Origin of the sequence: Candidatus Vicinibacter proximus, assembly GCA_016713905.1 — a bacterium.
In the GTDB taxonomy this organism is placed as follows: Bacteria; Bacteroidota; Bacteroidia; order Chitinophagales; family Saprospiraceae; genus Vicinibacter; species Vicinibacter proximus.
This window is the reverse complement of sequence record JADJOE010000001.1, coordinates 1,172,661-1,190,631: the sequence shown is the minus strand read 5'-3', so window position 1 is coordinate 1,190,631 and position 17,971 is coordinate 1,172,661. Positions and strand designations below refer to the sequence as shown.

Below are 17,971 nucleotides of genomic sequence, written 5' to 3'. Positions count from 1 at the left end.
TTTGTCGGATATCTTTTGAGGATATGTGAAAACCATTAATTTTGCACTCCCTTTGGGGAAATTGACCCATGGTGTAATGGCAGCACTGCAGATTTTGATTCTGCCTGTTAAGGTTCGAGTCCTTATGGGTCAACTTAAAAGCCCTCTAGCTTCAAGCAGAGGGCTTTTAAATTTTACACCCTTTTCCTGCAGGTATAATGCTATGCATTCATGATCGGCTTTCCTTTTCGATGAAATTCCCAACCTTATTATTTATAAATTGCTCACTTAGCGCATCAATATCTATATTTTTACCCAGTAAAACTGAATCATGAAATGCCTTTTGTTAAGATCTGCCTGTCTTATCTCGTTTGTCTTCTTGACTAACTGCACAAGGGAGGTACGTTTTCCACCGTTTGACAAAACCAATGCCTACAGCAAGGTTCGGGAGCAGGTTAAATTTGGGTCAAGGGTGCCAAATTCGGAAGCACACCGCAAGTGTCGTGCGTGGTTCAAAACAGTTTTTGAATCCCATGGGGCTAAAGTTGTCATGCAGGATTTTAAACCTAAGGCATTTGATGGTCAGATTTTAGACGGCATGAACATCATTGCTAGCCATAATCATAATGCCAAACATAGGATTATTCTTGCCGCACATTGGGACTCCAGACCCTTTTCAGATCAGGATCCTGACAGCTTAAACCTCAAAACTCCGGTACTGGGAGCAGATGATGGGGCTAGTGGTGTCGGTATACTCCTGGAGATATCAAGAATCATCCATGAAAATCCTTTGAAAAATTTAGGCATTGACATCATTCTTTTTGATTGCGAGGACTATGGTCAGGATGGTGGTCAAATGGAAAGTTGGTGCTTGGGAAGTCAGTATTGGGCTTCTCACCTTCATATTGCAGGCTATAAAGCAGACTATGGTATATTGTTGGATATGGTAGGTGCCAAGGATGCAACTTTCTGCAAAGACTATTATTCCTTGCAGTTTGCGCCCAAGGTTGTGGAAAAAGTATGGCGGATAGCAAATGAAGAACATTTGTCAAATTTCTTCATTGAAAAAAATGGTGAACCCATCATCGATGATCATATTTTCGTCAATAAGGATGCTCAAATCCCAATGATTGATGTTATTAATAGGCCCCTTACCAGTAAAACTGGCTTTCCATATCATTGGCATACTCAAAAAGACAATATGGATGCTATTGATCCAGCTACCTTGGATGCAGTGGGAAGAGTTCTGGTAAAATTAATTTATTTGGAAGAAGCCGGTAAAATATAAATGTTTGGGTTTTTAAAATCTACAAACCAAAGGAATAAATAATCACCTTCAAATAAATATGATTTCTCCTATCCGATAATTTGTTTGATTCAAAAACTATCTAAATATTTCAACAGGAAAATAGACCATCGGGGAACGACCACTTATAGCAATTCTTAACAAAAAAACTCCTGCTTGATCTGGTCTTTGTATAAGCCATTCATTTCCTGATTCATGAATTGACTTAGCGGATTGCAATTGCCCTAATGAATTCACCCAAAAAAACGATGGTTTCTCATCACCAGTCAATTCACTGGCAATAAAATGTACCATATCGACATCTCCGGGAACAGGATTTGGATAAACTTTAATGAGGTTTTCTGCAGGTACAACAGAGCCGGTCTGATTCCGAATTTCATAGAAGAATTTTTTACTGCACTGATTAGCATCCAACACCTCCAATTGGTAAATACCAGGCCCCAGATTGGTAATTTTAGATTGATTTGAACCAGTGCTCCAATGATATTGGTAAGGTGGTAGACCATCCGTTATAAATACTTCGATTGTGCCTGAATTATTACCCAGATCATTTTGAATTATAGCATTGTCTTTTAATTCGGAAATTTCCAGATGAAGGTAAACCACAGAATCGCAACCTCCCTGATTAACCAACCGTTGAGGATAAACCCCTCTTTCAAAGTACAATTGGCCATTCCACTCGAAAGGCATCCCTTTACAAATTTTACTATAAAAATGGTCAGTAGAATTTTCAATTATTTCTACGTGCACCAGGACTAATGAATCACATGCGTTTTGACTAAATCCCATTAACAATATAGAATCGCTGGTATGATTTACATCAAATCTGCGTCCATGAATGTCAACAAATTTATTTTCGCATAACGTAAGGTTATAAATCCCTGTTTGGGGTAAACAGGCTAACGTATCGTGATTTACATTCAATTTCAAGGATGGCAATTCGGCATTTTCCACAATGCTGGAGTAAACTCCACCATGTATGCTATTGTTAAAACTCTGTATCGAACAATCCTTACCATTGCCAACATTAGAATTGTTCCTTAACCAACTAACTTTATTATTAGCCACAGATCCATCAATAGATACAGTCATTGTGTGTCTGGATCCAGGATTAAGATAATAGCGATTCCCAACATTAAAGTCCCGCTGAGGCGAATAATAAAACTCAGCAGAAGAATTCAATTTGCTTTGGTATAATGGAAGCAAATCTTCAAAAGTAAATTTATTAGAAGAGACATCCAGAAGTCTATACCATGTATTTTGAAGTTTTGGGATTCCTGTAAAGTAGTTATCATTCAAATATATGATCTGAAGGTTTGTTAATTGATCCAGACTTGATGGTACCGGTCCATCCAATTGATTGCTCTGAAGTGAAATTTCAGTCAACTGGGTAAGTTGACCAATTTCTACAGGTAGAGTTCCAGTCAAACTATTTTGACCCAATCTTAGTTTTTCGAGATTTTTTAGACTGGCAATTTGGGAAGGTATTCTACCGCTAAACTTATTTTTTCTGATGTTTAGGTCCTTTAATTTTGTCAACTGAAAAAGCTCTGGAATCAACTCGCCGGAAAGTTGATTTTCAGATAATACTAAAGATTCTAGTTTGGTCAGCTTTGAAATAGAAGGATTTAATTTTCCGGAAAAAAAATTATAGGAAAAATCCAATTGTGTTAAATCGTTCAGGTTGTAAAGTTCATTCGGAATGTTACCTTTTAAGTTACAAAAACTCAAATTAAGATATTTGAGATGAGTCATCCCCAGAAGGAGCATTGGAAAAAGGTATCCCTGGGTTTTAAGGCCCGAATTTTCAAAATTTATGTATTCTATAAAACAGCCATCCGCACTAAGTCTTACCCTGAGAGGGTCAATCCTATCCAGTGGTTTGGAAAAATCCCATTCATACATCAAGCCTTTGTGCTCAAGACTATTGTAGAACTTTACTAAAAACAAACTATCAGATTGTCTGGTATCCGAACAACTCTGTCCAGAAATTTGGAAGAAACCGATTGCAAGCAATAAAAATAAAAAGTTCCTATGCATCAGGTTGGTAATTCTTACTCCCTTGTTGGAATATGTTCAAATGGCCCCCAAAGAAATGACATATAATTAAACAATCCAAAGATTTTCAACACTTTATAATATGCATACAAGTTATAATATATAGATTATCTCATTTTAATTGTTTTAAAAATTATAGATAATTATATGTAACAAATTAACCGAATTCAGATTTTTTTGAATCGAAGAAATAGGAACGAAACAAACTATAATATCCTGGTTTTGGAACCTATAAATCATCCGGCAAATAGGGTAAATGGAATTAACCAATACACCGAGGAAGATCCCTTCTGAAATCTAAATATTTCTCCTAAACAATTAAATGATGAATTCGCTGAGGAATAAATTCTATGTCCAGATTGATATATTGTTGTCTGGAGAACAAAAACCTGCCTTAAGCTATTGGATTTCTACCTATACCTAAAACCATTTATCTAAGGTTTCCAGTCCCATAGCTCACCCTGGGAGAGCATCCGACTTATCATCAGTCGAGCCCAGGTGGGACCAATTTTAATTAGTTAATTTGAAAATGAGCTAATTAGATAATATATTTCTTGGATCCAATTTACTGATGCCTTGTTAGTGATGCAGATTTTGAGTTAAAAATTACCAATCTTTGAGTGGTATTCAAATTACGCTTCTATGCAATGCTTGAATTCCTGAAAGTTTCTTACTTTTGCCGCGGTTTTGAAACTACCATATAAGGTTTCCCGGTCCCATCGCTCAGCCGGTTAGAGCATTTGACTCATAATCAGTCCCCAACAAGTTGGGGAGGTTCGAGCCCAAGGAGGATTACTTTTATCTACCATTTCCTTCCACATTTTTCTACCATTGCTTTTTCATCTCCAGAACTATTATCTTCTTGTTTTGTAGTTGAACTTCAAATTACAGTTTCAACTTATACCTTAAATTCTGAAAGTTTCTTACTTTTGCCGCGGTTTTGAAACTACCTTAAAAGGTTTCCCGGTCCCATAGCTCAGCCGGTTAGAGCATCTGACTCATAATCAGAGGGTCCTTGGTTCGAGCCCAAGTGGGACCACTTTCTATTAGTTAATTTGAAAATGAGTTAATTAGCTAATTTATAATTCTTGAACCCTATTTACTGTTACCTTGTTAGTGATGCAGATTTTGAGTTAAAAATTACTCATTCGTAAGAGGTATCCAAATTACACTTCCTAGCAACGCTTGCATTTCTCAAAGTTTCTTACTTACGCCGCGGCTTTTGAAGCCACCACATAAGGTCTCCCGGTCCCATCGCTCAGCCGGTTAGAGCATCTGACTCATAATCAGTCCCCAACTTGTTGGGGAGGTTCGAGCCCAGGTGGGACCACTTTTAGTTAGCTAATTTGAAAATGAGCAAACTAGCAAATGTGATTTTCGGGCACCTCCATTTTTTTTAATAATTATTCATATTGAGAACTTTTACGTTTGATGGGTATTTGGAACATCCTAAGTTAACTTTTGTAGTTTACGAATTATTTCAAAAACCACTTAGAATTTGAAGAATGGAAAAGTGAATTATTATTAATTTTCTATCTTATCTTTCTGTCCACCTTTATGAGGAAGCCTATAATTCTAATACTTCTAAAATTATAAATTATTTATTTAGTGATATCTCAACCATCAAACTTGAAATCACGCCACCCAAGTTTAGACTCTCTCTTGATCCAAAACACCTTACCTTTGTTGTGAATTAGCTATGTTTATTAAATAAAATCCCATGATTCCGACCAAACCAAAAGCTATAATTTTCGATTTTGGCAATGTACTACTTAATCTGGATGAAGATCTAAGTTGGGATGGTTTCAAAGTGATTATGGATCCTTCCCTGACCACAGATATATTTGAAATGGTTTTCCATCCATTTGAAAGAGGTGAGATTTCAGAAGACAGCTTTTTCAACAGATTGCAACGCAGATCTTATCAGGTGCATGATGGCGCAGAATATGTAAAAATATGGAACGCAATGTTGTTGGATTTTCCTGCACATCGCTTTGAGTTTTTAAAAACATTGCGTCAGGAATACAAATTATACCTACTCAGCAATACCAATATCACTCATCTTAGGAAAGTGAAGAAAAAAATCGAACTGGCTAATAATGTAACTGACTTCGAAGATTATTTTGATGCTGTTTATTTTTCTCATGAATTGCACATGCGCAAACCGGAAACCCGTATATACCTGGAAGTATTGCAGAGAACAGGGTTAAATCACGAAGAATGTATTTTTATCGATGACAAAATAGAGAATGTAGAAGCTGCCAGATCGGTTGGAATCCCCTCCTACCATCACAATCCTGAAGAAGACATTGCTGCAATATTCCATAAAGTATTGACCGAAGCTTATGCCTAAAATCTACTCCACCAAGGATTTGCTCCTCGAAAAAATGAAGCATTATTGCAGCTACCAGGAAAGATGCCACAAAGAAGTTTTAGATAAAATGTTTTCGTTAAAAATTGATCCAGAATGGCGCGATGAAATTCTGCTGGATCTCATGCGCGAGGATTTTATTAATGAAGAAAGGTATGCCCGCAGTATGGTAAGGGGTAAGTTCAAAATAAACTCATGGGGGAAAGTAAAAATCCGGCAAAACCTAAAGATACATGGGATAACCGAAAAGCTTATCACCATGGCTCTTGAAGAAATTGATGAATCAGAATATTTTGACAAAATTGAGGTACTTCTGAAAAAAAAATATGCTTTGCTTGCCAATGAATCAGAACCTTCCAGATCTCATAAAGCAATACAACACCTGATGCAAAAAGGTTATGAACACCATCTGATCACACAAGTGCTCGGTGATCTGAATTTAAAGGATACTGGACTGAATGAATGAATGCTGATCCATATAATCGGTCGTAAAATGTAAACCCCTGCTTTCTTTACGCATACTGGCAGATCTGGCTACGAGATACCCTATGGTAATGAGATTGCGTAACTCACACAGCTGAGGGGACAATACAGTGTTGTTGTAAAGATCTTCGGTCTCTCTATACAACAAATGTAATCTATCCAAGGAACGCTTCAATCGTACATTGGATCGTACAATTCCAACATAATAAGACATCAGATCTTTGAGTTCTTTGATGCTTTGTGTAATCAATACCATTTCTTTTGGCAACACGGTACCTTGTGCATCCCATTCCGGAATCTGAAGATTAAATTCTACCTTATCAATTAACTCTGCCAATGTTGTAGCAATGCGATAACCAAAAACAGCACCCTCCAACAAGGAATTGGAAGCAAGTCTATTGGCACCGTGCAGACCTGTAGAGGTACATTCTCCGCATGCAAACAAATTATTGATGGTGCTTTTTCCGAATTCATCCACCTTTATTCCACCACACATATAATGACAGGCGGGTACTACAGGAATCATTTGCTTCATCGGATCTATTCCAAGTGAAACACATTTTTGATGGATGGTCGGAAAATGCGATTTAAAAGCCGCTTCATCCAAATGCCGACAATCGAGACACACATATTCATCTCCACTTGCTTTCATCTCTGAGTCAATTGCTCTCGCCACAATATCTCTTGGCGCCAAGGACAAACGCTCATCATATTTGTGCATAAATTCCTTGCCATCTCTGGTTTTCAATATACCGCCAAATCCTCTGACCGCTTCGGAAATCAAGAAGGAGGGATTTTCTCCGGTTGGATTATACAGGGACGTAGGATGAAATTGTACAAACTCCATGTTTTCTACATGTCCTTTTGCCCTATACATCATGGCTATACCGTCACCCGTTGCGATGATCGGATTGGTTGTGGATTTATAAATTTGTCCGGCGCCCCCAGTAGCTAAAACTGTAATTTTTGCCAAATGGGTTTCTACTTCGAGATTCTGCAAATTCAACAAATAAGCACCGTAACAATTGATGTTATCCATTACTCTGGTAACATTGTACCCAAGGTGGTGTTGGGTCAACACATCAATTGCATAATAATGCTCTAAAAAATGAATGTTTGAAAACGAAGAAGCTTTTTCAATCAAAGCTCTTTCAATCTCTGCCCCGGTCAAGTCTCTGTAATGTAGGATCCTCTTTTCTGAGTGTCCGCCCTCCATGGCTAGATCGTATTGCTCGGTATTGATTTTATCAAATCTCGTCCCCCAGTCGATCAGCTCCTGGACCCTTTTAGGGCCTTCCTTGACTACAATACTGACAATTTTTTCATCACACAGGCCGTCCCCTGCATCCAGAGTATCTGCAATATGTTTTTGGACATCATCTTCCTTTAAATCCCATACGGCAGCTATCCCACCCTGGGCATATCTTGTATTGCATTCCTCTTTATTGGTCTTTGACACTAAAGAGATGGAAAGATCTGGTCGCCTACTGGCAATTTGAATCGCGGTGGAAAGTCCGGCAATTCCGGTTCCTATGATGAGTACATCAGATTTATACACACTTACTATCTTTACTACTTCGGGTAAAGGTACAAACAATTAAATCCAAGCGCTGAAAGGCTTTATTAAATCCATGAGAATCGCTATAAATGCAAGATTTTTGATCCAGGGCAAAATGGAGGGGATCGGCTGGTACAGTCATGAACTGATCCGTTATATGGTCCATCAACACCCCGAACATGAGTTCCATTTGATTTTTGACAGACCTTTTTCTTCCGATTTTATTTTTGATAAAAATGTCCGGGGATATGTACTTAATCCGCCTGCCAGACATCCATTTCTTTGGTGGATTTGGTTTGAATTTTCACTTCCTCTTTTACTCAAAAAAATCAAACCGGATATTTTTCTAAGCCCTGACGGTTATTGCAGTTTGACCACTTCTATTCCGCAAGTTATGATTACACACGATCTTGCATTTTGCCATTTTCCCAAGCAAGTACCTCTATTGGTTAAGTTATTTTACACACATTTTGTGCCCCGTTACATCAAGAAGGCTATTCATGTTTTCGCCGTTTCAAATGCCACAAAAAAAGACATTACTGAACAATATAAAACGCTCCCTTCTAAAATTTCCATAGCATATAATGGTTGCAGGGAAGAATTCAAACCTCTGACTGAGCAACAAATAAATCTTACCCGCAATGAAATTAGTATGGGAAAACCATACATACTATTTGTTGGCGCCATGCATCCTCGCAAAAATGTACATCACCTAATCATGGGTTTTGACTGGTTCAAGGAAAATACTTCATCAGATTATAAATTGGTACTGGTGGGTCGAAAGGCATGGCTGACAAAAGAAATAGAACAGGCCTATACGAACTCCCCACATCAGTCAGATATTATTTTTCTTCCCTATCTGAACAAAGAGAAACTTGTTAAGGTAACCGGATCTGCCTGGTCGGCCGCAGCTCCTTCTTATTTGGAAGGTTTTGGTGTACCCGTTTTGGAAGCGTTGTTTTGTGATGTCCCTGTACTGATTTCGGATAGATTTTCTTTACCCGAGGTAGCCGGACCCGGGGGCTTACTTTTCAATCCGGATGATCCCCAATCCATAGGACAGGCAATGATGAAATTATACCATGAAACAGATCACTCTGAGCGCATCAATCTAGGCCGAATACATCGCCAAAAATTCTCCTGGGCGCAAACTGCAAAAAATGTTTTTGAAAAAATTCAGGAATTAACTACTAAACGGTCTGGAAATTAATATTCTTAGATTTAATGGACTTTTTGAGAAAAATCCTAAGGCTTTGAAAGAATAAAAATCGACGGCTTATCCGTAAAAACTTCGAGGTTTTCTGTCTTCCACAATTTAACATTCATGGTTTTTATTACTTCATCGGAAGTGCCCATTCCTGTTGCAATACATAGGTCCAGGCTCTGTGGCAAGACAGAAAAAGCAATCTGAAACATCTGTTTGTTCCGGTAAGGCGTTTCCATAAAAATATGACTTATCGGAGAATTCAGTGCGTTCTGTCCCAATTTGATCAAACTTTCTCTAAGCAATTCCTTTTTTGCCGGAAGGTAGCCATGAAATTGATACTGTTGACCTGAGAATCCTGAAGACATCAGGGCCATCATCATACTATTTGGTCCTGCATGTGGGACAACCTTTATCCCATGCTTGTGTGCAAATTTTACCAACTCTGTTCCGGGGTCTGCAATGCAGGGCATTCCTGCCTCGGACACTACGCCGACAGAATGGCCTGAATTTATTTTCTCAAGAAGCCAGTTGAAATTATTCACAAGATCCTTCTCACCTATCTCGACTACTTCGATGGCTGACTGTGGCAAAGGGTGCCCCAGGGCTTTTATAAAATGTCTGGCCGTTTTAGTGCGTTCTGCCAGGAAACAATCCAGCAATTTGGCAGCTTCCATAGCCTCCTGAGACATCTGGCTGATTGGTGCCCCAGTCAGGGGAAATGGGATCAAATGGAGACAGGCTTTATGCATAATGAGGAATTTGTTGCTGCAAAGCTATCACATAGTTGGCCCATTTGCATCAAGGGTTTTATGGGATTGACTATCTTCGCAGTCCAATTCTGAAAAAGATGAGCTATACCATTAAATTAGAGCAGTTTGAAGGTCCATTTGACCTCTTGCTGTTTTTTATTGAAAGGGACGAGCTTGACATCCACGATATCCCTATTGCAAAAATCACGGAAGATTTTTTGGACTTCATCCGTCATTGCCAAACGCTAAATCTGGATTTGGCCAGCGAATTTATCCTTGTCGCAGCTACCTTAATCAGAATCAAAGCCAAAATGCTGATTCCTCGTAAGGAGCTGGACGAAAACAATGTTGAAATCGATCCTAGGTCTGAACTGATTCAAAAGCTTCTCGAATACAAGGCTGTTAAGGATGTTATATCGGAACTTTCGAATATGGAAGATAACCAGTCCCTTAAATTACCACGGGGAAATATTCAAAAGGAATTTGAGCTTCTTTCACAGAAGGCATTGGTGGATGCAGAATGGGAAACGCTAAGTTTGTTTAACCTATTAAAAGTATTCCAGAAAGTTGTAGAAAGATTCAATAAACCAACATCTGTAATACACAAAATATTTAATTACGAATACCAGATATCGGATCAGCAGAACAGAATTTTTGCCAGCCTAAAAACAAAAGGACGAATTGATTTTGTCGAAGTATTTGAAACTTGTGAAAATAGAATTCATGCCATAGTTACTTTTCTGGCCATGCTGGAATTGATCAATCTTCAGCAACTTAAAATTATTAAGGGTGAAGGACCTAATCAATTTTGGTTGGAAGAAAATAATGAAGAAGATCATATCATTTCGGAAAATATTTCGGATGAAGATCAGGATTCTGATGCAGAAGATGTATCGGAAATCAGCGAGTAAAAATGATCCACTTTTTTCTTCTTTCTCCATCGAAAAGCATTACAAGGAGTCTATCTTTTGGACCTGTGTGTGGATTTAAAATTCTACTTCGTATTCGAATAATTTCTGAATCTGTCAATTTACTAAACGATCTGCGCAACAATGGCAATACGGTTTTAAATTCCTCTTCTGGCAATTGACCTAACCATTGATCTAATATTCGTAACACTTCATCTTTAAGAAAATAAAAACCATTGGCACTGTGTAAAAATCCCTCAATCCACTTGGCAGTATGTTGTGGATCCACAACATGGTTACACTGATATTCCAACTGCAATAAATAAGCTGATTCTTCCACCCATTTCTCATCAATTAAAGTAAACCAACTTTTACCGTTTATCAAGGGATGTAACAATTCATCCCCGGATATTTTATGTAATTCGTCTTTCCATAATTGGAGGTTATCTTTAATGGAGTCATGGTAAAAATAACTATGCAAGAGAATAAAGACATTTAACATTCTTTGCGCTTTCTCGTCATTTATCTGTTGGGATTGCTCACCAAAATGCAAAATGATCTTAGTGATCAAAGTGGAGAGAAGTTCCTGAAGTATATCGAGTTTGATCTGATAAATACTTCCATAGGAAAGGCTTCCAATCAGTGGTTTTACAAGTTTTGCCAGAATTTCAACATCTTGCTGATCGATACTCAATGCTAGAAGTCTATTGGACAATGTTGGCCAAAAGGAATGCAGACCGGATTTAAGACTGTATTCCAAAAAATTTGCGAGTATTCCCAAGTCACTTTCCTTTTCCAAATGCTCCGTTAATAGCTTGGTGATGCAGTCTTCTATACTATTTCCAAACAAAGCCGATCTGATCAATTCCATTTCTGACTCCGGAGACCATTGGAAAGTCCAGTATTCATGAAAATTTCCAAAAGATTTACTTTCCACCAATCTTTCATATGCCCAATGCACACCTAGCAACTTGGATTGATATAAAAACCTGCTGATTTCAAGATGCCTTTCTTTACGTAAGTCCAGATCAAGATGTTCTTTTGGATTGGCCACCCAATAAGATATAAGCTTGAGTTTTTGGAGTTTCTCTTTGAACTCAAGTACAAGTGGCAAAGCTTCCTGCGTAAGCGGAACAGAACCTGTTTTATGCCCTACTATCAACTTCTGACTGATGATCTCTAATTTGTTCGAGCGTCCCTGACCAAAAACGGTTGTGGCTGCATCCATTAATTCTTCAATTCCGGGTAAAGGCAAATCTCTCATTCCAGCCAATTGATCTGCCAGACGTTGTGCATCGATCACTTCTGCAGTGCTGACGTTGAATTCGTAATGACGCAAAAGCTGTGCTGCTTTACTCATCCAATAAGCTATGGCAGTATCCGGATTTTTAAATAAAGCTTCAGACCAAACAGGAGATTCAATTCCTGCTGTATAAGCCCGATTTAAAATAAGGCGTTCATAAGACCATGGAATAAGCGTGCATTTTGTGTTGACGGATTTTAATTTTTTAATTTTTTCTGTTTGTTTTTTCTGAACCATGTCTAGGGTAAGCACAGGACCATGCCAGGCCCCACATACCACTGCTACTTTTGTAACATCCAGACGCAAGGTATCCCTGATGACTGTTCTCATATGCTGTTCACGAATAAGGGTTTCTTCATCATCCAGTCCCTTGCTCATTTTTCTCAATTCAACCATCAGATCCTGAATGACGCCAAACAACTGACGGTGATCAGTCCAATGCTCAAAGTAACTGTTCCACCATCGCTCTGTGTCTTTATAACCCTGACGTCTGGCCAAATATCCCAGAGGATCTCTGGTTATGTTCAATTCATGTAGATTTAAAGAGGCTTCGGTCTTCAGCTTGAAGTTCTCAGGGATCAGGGCTTGAGCGGCAGGTAGATCCATTGCTTTCAATACTATCTTATTTTTTAAGCCATATTGTATGGCCTGAAATTCAGGTGAAAATTCAGCCATCGGCAAATAAAAAAATCGGTTGGCGTTGGTCACCTGATAACACAAAAAGGCCACAGGGGACACTAAGTCAGCATCCCCCAGCAAACCAAACAAAGGTTCTGATTCTGCGGGCAGCTCAATACAAATGGCATCAGGCTTATATTCTTCCAATGCCTGTATCAATCTACGGGCAGATCCCGCACCATGATGGCGAATTCCGAAAATTCCTATCTCCTGATTTTTCATTTGGCATCAAAATTAAATAAATAAAAAAGCCATCCCCAATAAATGGGAATGGCTTTCTATATGTTTAATAAGATTACTTATTAATTCACTTTTGTAAAGGCTTTTTTCACAAAACCATTTGGTGTATTTACTTTAAGGAAGTACTGACCTGAGCTCAACCCGGAAAGGTTGAAGGTAGTATTGATATCCTTTGCAGCATTTTTTTCGTCCTTGTTGAACACAAGATGACCTTGCGCATCAATGATCTGGTAATTAACTACAGTTGCTTCTGGTAATTTAATTTCAGCGATCAACTGATCTTTAACCGGATTAGGAGTCAATTTGATATTTACATCGATTTCATTGCTGATGTCTTTATTATTTACCACAATAGTCATCTGAACAGCAATAGAAGGTGCAAAAAAGCAAACTTCTTCATCCTGTGCCGTTTGGTCGCCGTTGTCATCAATATAGAACAAACCAGCCTCATCCATGTTAGGACCACCTGTTACAGCATCCTGAGATCTTACAGAGATGTAGGGCCAATCCTGGTATCCTAATTCCTGAAGACCGTCTTTAAGGTTAAAATATTGTCTTTGGCCATTGAATGCATCGTATGCATTGAACAAAGAATTAGCACCACCTTGGTAAGTAATTGCAGCAAAATAAAGTCTTCCATCTTCTGTAACGGTATGGAAAGGATCTCCAGTATTTAAATCTTCCAAACCAACTCTGATAGTTCCGAAGTTTCCGGAAGCAGTGCCCGGGAAAGTATAAGAACCGATGGCTACAGTTTCCATTTCGTCATTTTGGATGTCGTTATCTGCGTTTAAGTCATTCCAGCGATAGAGTCTTCCCTCAATATAAAGACCCGCCAATGGCTCATTGGAAGCTACTTCTGAAAAGATACTGTCAATCTGAACTCCCTTACCATACTTTAACAAGAATGGGGAAAGCAATTCTCTAAATCCTGTTCCACCGCCCCAATATTGGTTTGCTAGTGGAGCTTTAGCTGCATTATTGATACGGCTTTTACACAATAAATTGTTGGACACATCAAAGGAACTGGTCAAAACATTATCAGAACTCAACAATTCAGTAGCATTTGAAAAAACATTGTAAGTACACTGATAAGATCCAACTCTGTTGCCGCTCACTTTATTTAAAATGAATGCATCATTCAAAAGACCTCTTGTAGAATCAACCTCAACTGTAATATTATCCGTGGTTGTGTGTGTAAATACTTGATTTCCACCTTTAGTTATGGTAGCTTTAAGATTAACATTGGTCTGATCTTTTGATCCAATGTTGTTAAAAAATCCACCCGGTTGGAAAGGAAAATCATCATCTGAGCGAAGCAATCCTACAGGAATAGCACCCCAGGATGAATTAAAGATATAAGGCTCTGTATAATTAGTAGTTACCTTGGTGTACATAGCAAGATCATTTTCTTGTTTGTTCACCACACCTAGTGTTATGTTTACGGTTCCTGCTGCAATCGCAGCCTTTAAAGCTACATTGTTATCATAACCAACCATTACGCAAGGAATGGTGATCTGACTGGCAATACTGGCAGTAGCAACCCCCATTACATAAGGAGCCCCTCCGCGATTTGAAGTTACATTGTGGTTCATTACTACCACACCGATAGCACCGGCGTTCTGTGCATTCAGACATTTTTGATCAAAATTACAAGTTCCCCTTTCAATAAGGGCAATTTTTCCGGCCATAGCTGCAGCGTTTGTTAAGGCACTGCAAGCAAGAAGTGGTTCAGCTATAACAGCATCCGCAGTCCAGGTACCAGTACTTAAATCAGCACCGAATCCTGCAGCAACAAATACCTTATCCCCTGCAATACTTGCCGGAGAGTTAACCAGACAAACTACCTTCTGTGCAGAAAGTCCGGCAACCATAGTGAGTAAAAAAGCAAAAAGTAAAATTCTTTTCATATTAAAATTGTTTTATTATTAAGGAATAAAGTTAAGCATATTTGATTTGTTGGTAAGAAAAAATTAGATATTTTAATATTATTAAATTATAAAATATTGTTTATTAATAATTTATAAATATCTACTTATTGATATATTCGTTTATCATCTGCTTTAAAACTGCCTCCACTGGCTGATAATTGATATTCACCACTTGATTTGACGAATTGCACTCATAAGAGAACGATTGTGCGCTCATAAACGCTGTTTCAGTTGTAATGATATTTTGCTTGTTATGAAACATACTTGATATCATATCTTTCCAGATTGCAAGATTAGCGAACAGTGCATTAGACTGAAATTGCGGTGGTTTAACACTTAATAATTCACAAATGGTATAAATAAATTTTTGGTAGGTCCAGGTTTCTGCATTAATTAAAAGTTGCTGTCCCCACAATCCTTCCCGGATTACTTTCACAACCACTTTTGCTACATCCTCAGCTCCTACCAACCCAAGGCTACCTGCAGGATAGGCAGGAAGCCCGGATGCTACCTTTGTAATGATGGATGAAGAACCCTTGTTCCAATCACCTGGACCAAGGATCAAAGATGGATTCAAAATTACAATCTGCATCCCTTCAGCTTCCCCCCTTCTCACTTCCAGCTCTGCTTCAAATTTTGTGCGGGCATAGTAGCTGTGAAATACCGGAGAGGAAGACTGTTTATCCGTATAGACCAATGGCTGAATTGCTTTAGCCATCGTGGAGGCGGAACTCATGAAAATAAAATTCTTTACACCAAAAGCCAGAGCACTGTTGATTAGCTCTCTGGTCATCCACACATTGGTCTTTCGTAAGGCATCCCTGTCCTTTTTTTGGTAACTGATCTTTCCTGCCAGATGAATTATGGTATCAATTTTTGGCAGAATCTCTTCTGCTTCTGAAGGTTTCAAAAGGTCTATTCCTAACCAGCGGTCGGATTCCGTTTTCGGTGGGGTTTGATGGTAACAGAGCCAGAGCGGCTGATCCACATCTTTGCTTAACGCTTGGTGAACATAAGATCCCAAAAAACCGGTAGCCCCTGTCAGTAAAATGCCTTTATTTTCCATCTGGTGGGATCGAATCTCTTAATGTCATGGTGTGTTCAGCCACCTTACGAATTTGTTCCTTGCTTAATTTTTCCCGAAAGGACGTCATGATATTCCTGCCATCTCGGATGATCAAAATCCTCTCCTCTAAACTCAGGTTAGATTCCTTTAGATTTCTGGCCCCATTGGTCATCAAATCACCCTTTATCCCATGACAACTCACACAATTGGATTTAAAAATTTGCTTTCCGGTCATTGAGCCATCCTGATTTCTACTCCCTGAATTACAGGAGGTAAAAAAGAACAGACTAAAAATGTATACAAAGTATTTAGGCATAATTTCTTAAAAAACAGGCGAATCTAAGAAGCTTTCCATAAACACCCGAAGAATTCTTAAGGTTTATAACACATGCCAATTAGCAAAGTCAAAGCTCTATTCCTCTCATTTTTTAAATTGATAATTATTCTGCCAAACTCTGAAAACAGAGAACCTTAACGAAGATAATTTGTTAAATTGCATTTAATGGTCTTTTAGGATAGCTAGACTTTAAACGAACCTTAGATCTTTGTACTTATTCTTTTTTTATGAAAAAAAATACCTTCCTTCTTTTATCTATGCTCTTTTGTTTTGGACTTTTTGGACAAAATGCCAATGAATTCAACCTGGAACAAGCCATCAATTATGCCAGGCAAAACAGCAATTCGCTAAATATTCAAAAATTGGACATTCAGGATGCAAAAGATCAAATATTGGAATACAAGTCCATTGGTATTCCTAAATTAAATGCATCCGTCGGTTACAATCATTTCATCAACATCCCTACCAGTATTCTGCCTGACTTTATTTCTCCGGCAGTGTATAACGTGCTTTTTGATGAAAATGTATTGCCAAGACGAGACATCAATTATGGCTCCGGGTTTCCTGCGCAATTTGGATTAAAAAATAACCTAACGGCAGGTGTCCAATTAAGTACATTGATCTTTGATGGCAGTTTTATTGTAGGACTTAAAGCGCAGAAACTTTATTCTGATTTAATACAATTGCAGGTTAACCAGACTGAAGCGGACCTAAGATACAGAGTTACCAAAGCTTATATGGGTGCTCTATCCATCAAAGAGAATTTGATCATCCTGGATAAGAACATTGCAAATCTTGAAAAGGTATATAAAGAAGTCAATGAAATTTACAAGGTTGGTTTTTCGGAAAAATTGGATGTGGATCGAATTGAGCTCTCCCTTCAGACACTTAGGACGGAAAGGGAAAAACTTGCCAGACTCGATGGGATCACACAAAACGTTTTGAAATTCCAAATGAATTTTCCGCTAGATAAAGAATTGGTGCAAACAGAATCCTTTAAACAAATTCTGGATAAATCTTATCTGGAAATAATGGATCCTTCTTTCAAACTGAACACCCAATTAAGACCTGAATATCCGGTGATCGCAAAAGGATTGGAGCTTACAGAAATAAACATCAAGAGGCTAAAGGCGTCCTACTTACCAAGTCTGAGCGGTTTTGTCAGTCATCAAGAAGTTTTACAACGCAATAATTTGTTTGACAATAATGAAAATTCATGGTTCCCTACGACTATTGCAGGACTAAATCTCAACATTCCAATTTTTGATGGTTTGGACCGAAAAGCAAAAATCAACAGAGCTAAAACACAAAACGAAAAAACCAAAATGCAATTTGCAGAATTTGAAAGAGGAGTGGATCTTGAATTTCAGAATGCAAAGACGCAGTATATAAATGCGTTGGCTACACTTGAATCCAGAAAGAAATCTTTGGATCTGGCAGATCGTATTTACCAAACCACAAAAACAAAATTTAAAGAAGGAGTAGGGTCATCCCTGGAAATTACCCAGGCAGAAAGAGACCTTTATACTGCACAAGCTAATGTGCTGGAAGCGCAATACAATCTTATACAATCCAAAGTGGACCTGGACAAAGCCTTGGGTAAGATTTAACTTATTCTTACATCAGAACGGGTTTAAGTTCCTGCTTTTAATGCTCATTCCAGAACAATCAAGGGTTAATAGCCCATGTTTATTTTGCTTTAGTCTATGGTATTCGGGAAGGATTAATTTTTTGAATTTTCTTGAATTAGAAGTGAATGACCTATGTGATCCGTTTTTTTTTTAAAGCCTTGCGTTG

General features: G+C 38.3%; 13 protein-coding genes and 3 tRNA genes. 9 read left to right on the top strand and 7 right to left on the bottom strand.

The features are described from left to right. The first annotated feature begins 62 nt into the window (after positions 1–62). Positions 63–133, top strand: a tRNA-Gln gene (locus tag IPJ83_04685). Between the two features lie 177 nt (positions 134–310). Next, positions 311–1,267, top strand: coding sequence for a M28 family peptidase (locus IPJ83_04680; protein MBK7879838.1), 957 nt, complete (start codon positions 311–313; stop codon positions 1,265–1,267). Between the two features lie 96 nt (positions 1,268–1,363). Here IPJ83_04680 and IPJ83_04675 read toward each other — a convergent pair whose 3' ends face one another. Further along, entirely contained in the window at positions 1,364–3,325 is a 1,962-nt protein-coding gene (locus tag IPJ83_04675) for a hypothetical protein (GenBank protein MBK7879837.1), read from the bottom strand. 983 nt (positions 3,326–4,308) lie between these two features. On the opposite strand from IPJ83_04675, the gene IPJ83_04670 reads away from it, so the two are divergent. From IPJ83_04670 to IPJ83_04655, 4 genes are all read left to right on the top strand, one after another. Then, positions 4,309–4,382: transfer RNA gene (locus tag IPJ83_04670), tRNA-Ile, on the top strand. Between the two features lie 208 nt (positions 4,383–4,590). Then, positions 4,591–4,673, top strand: a tRNA-Met gene (locus IPJ83_04665). Positions 4,674–5,063: 390 nt separating this feature from the next. Then, positions 5,064–5,696 (top strand): HAD family phosphatase, encoded by a 633-nt coding sequence (locus IPJ83_04660; GenBank protein ID MBK7879836.1) that lies wholly within the window; start codon positions 5,064–5,066, stop codon positions 5,694–5,696. After that, complete coding sequence (locus IPJ83_04655) at positions 5,689–6,180, top strand: RecX family transcriptional regulator (protein ID MBK7879835.1); 492 nt, start codon at positions 5,689–5,691, stop codon at positions 6,178–6,180. The genes IPJ83_04660 and IPJ83_04655 overlap by 8 nt, the downstream gene beginning before the upstream one ends. Here IPJ83_04655 and nadB read toward each other — a convergent pair. Beyond that, complete coding sequence (gene nadB, locus IPJ83_04650; GenBank protein MBK7879834.1) at positions 6,154–7,755, bottom strand: L-aspartate oxidase; 1,602 nt, start codon at positions 7,753–7,755, stop codon at positions 6,154–6,156. The genes IPJ83_04655 and nadB overlap by 27 nt on opposite strands. A gap of 73 nt (positions 7,756–7,828) precedes the next feature. Here nadB and IPJ83_04645 point away from each other — a divergent pair, with 73 nt between their 5' ends. Then, positions 7,829–8,965 carry a glycosyltransferase family 4 protein gene (locus tag IPJ83_04645; GenBank protein MBK7879833.1) on the top strand — a complete coding sequence of 379 codons (1,137 nt, stop codon included), beginning with the start codon at positions 7,829–7,831 and terminating at the stop codon, positions 8,963–8,965. 35 nt (positions 8,966–9,000) lie between these two features. On the opposite strand, the gene IPJ83_04640 is transcribed toward IPJ83_04645, so the two are convergent. Continuing rightward, positions 9,001–9,711 (bottom strand): SAM-dependent methyltransferase, encoded by a 711-nt coding sequence (locus tag IPJ83_04640; GenBank protein MBK7879832.1) that lies wholly within the window; start codon positions 9,709–9,711, stop codon positions 9,001–9,003. Positions 9,712–9,809: 98 nt separating this feature from the next. On the opposite strand from IPJ83_04640, the gene IPJ83_04635 reads away from it, so the two are divergent. Next, a complete protein-coding gene (locus tag IPJ83_04635) occupies positions 9,810–10,622 on the top strand; it encodes a segregation/condensation protein A (GenBank protein MBK7879831.1) in 813 nt (270 codons plus the stop codon). On the opposite strand, the gene IPJ83_04630 is transcribed toward IPJ83_04635, so the two are convergent. The 4 genes from IPJ83_04630 to IPJ83_04615 all read right to left on the bottom strand — a co-directional run bounded on the left by IPJ83_04630 (position 10,612) and on the right by IPJ83_04615 (position 16,153). Beyond that, positions 10,612–12,822 carry a hypothetical protein gene (locus tag IPJ83_04630; protein MBK7879830.1) on the bottom strand — a complete coding sequence of 737 codons (2,211 nt, stop codon included), beginning with the start codon at positions 12,820–12,822 and terminating at the stop codon, positions 10,612–10,614. The two genes, IPJ83_04635 and IPJ83_04630, sit on opposite strands and share 11 nt — an antisense overlap. A gap of 80 nt (positions 12,823–12,902) precedes the next feature. Continuing rightward, positions 12,903–14,750 (bottom strand): T9SS type A sorting domain-containing protein, encoded by a 1,848-nt coding sequence (locus IPJ83_04625; protein MBK7879829.1) that lies wholly within the window; start codon positions 14,748–14,750, stop codon positions 12,903–12,905. Positions 14,751–14,871: 121 nt separating this feature from the next. Continuing rightward, on the bottom strand, positions 14,872–15,837 hold the full coding sequence (locus tag IPJ83_04620) for an NAD-dependent epimerase/dehydratase family protein (protein MBK7879828.1): 966 nt from the start codon (positions 15,835–15,837) through the stop codon (positions 14,872–14,874). Continuing rightward, positions 15,827–16,153: a c-type cytochrome gene (locus IPJ83_04615; GenBank protein MBK7879827.1), complete on the bottom strand. Its 327-nt coding sequence runs from the start codon at positions 16,151–16,153 to the stop codon at positions 15,827–15,829. The genes IPJ83_04620 and IPJ83_04615 overlap by 11 nt, the downstream gene beginning before the upstream one ends. Positions 16,154–16,401: 248 nt before the next feature. Between IPJ83_04615 and IPJ83_04610 the strand changes: the two genes are divergently transcribed. Beyond that, complete coding sequence (locus IPJ83_04610; protein ID MBK7879826.1) at positions 16,402–17,784, top strand: TolC family protein; 1,383 nt, start codon at positions 16,402–16,404, stop codon at positions 17,782–17,784. The last annotated feature ends 187 nt before the right edge of the window (positions 17,785–17,971 follow it).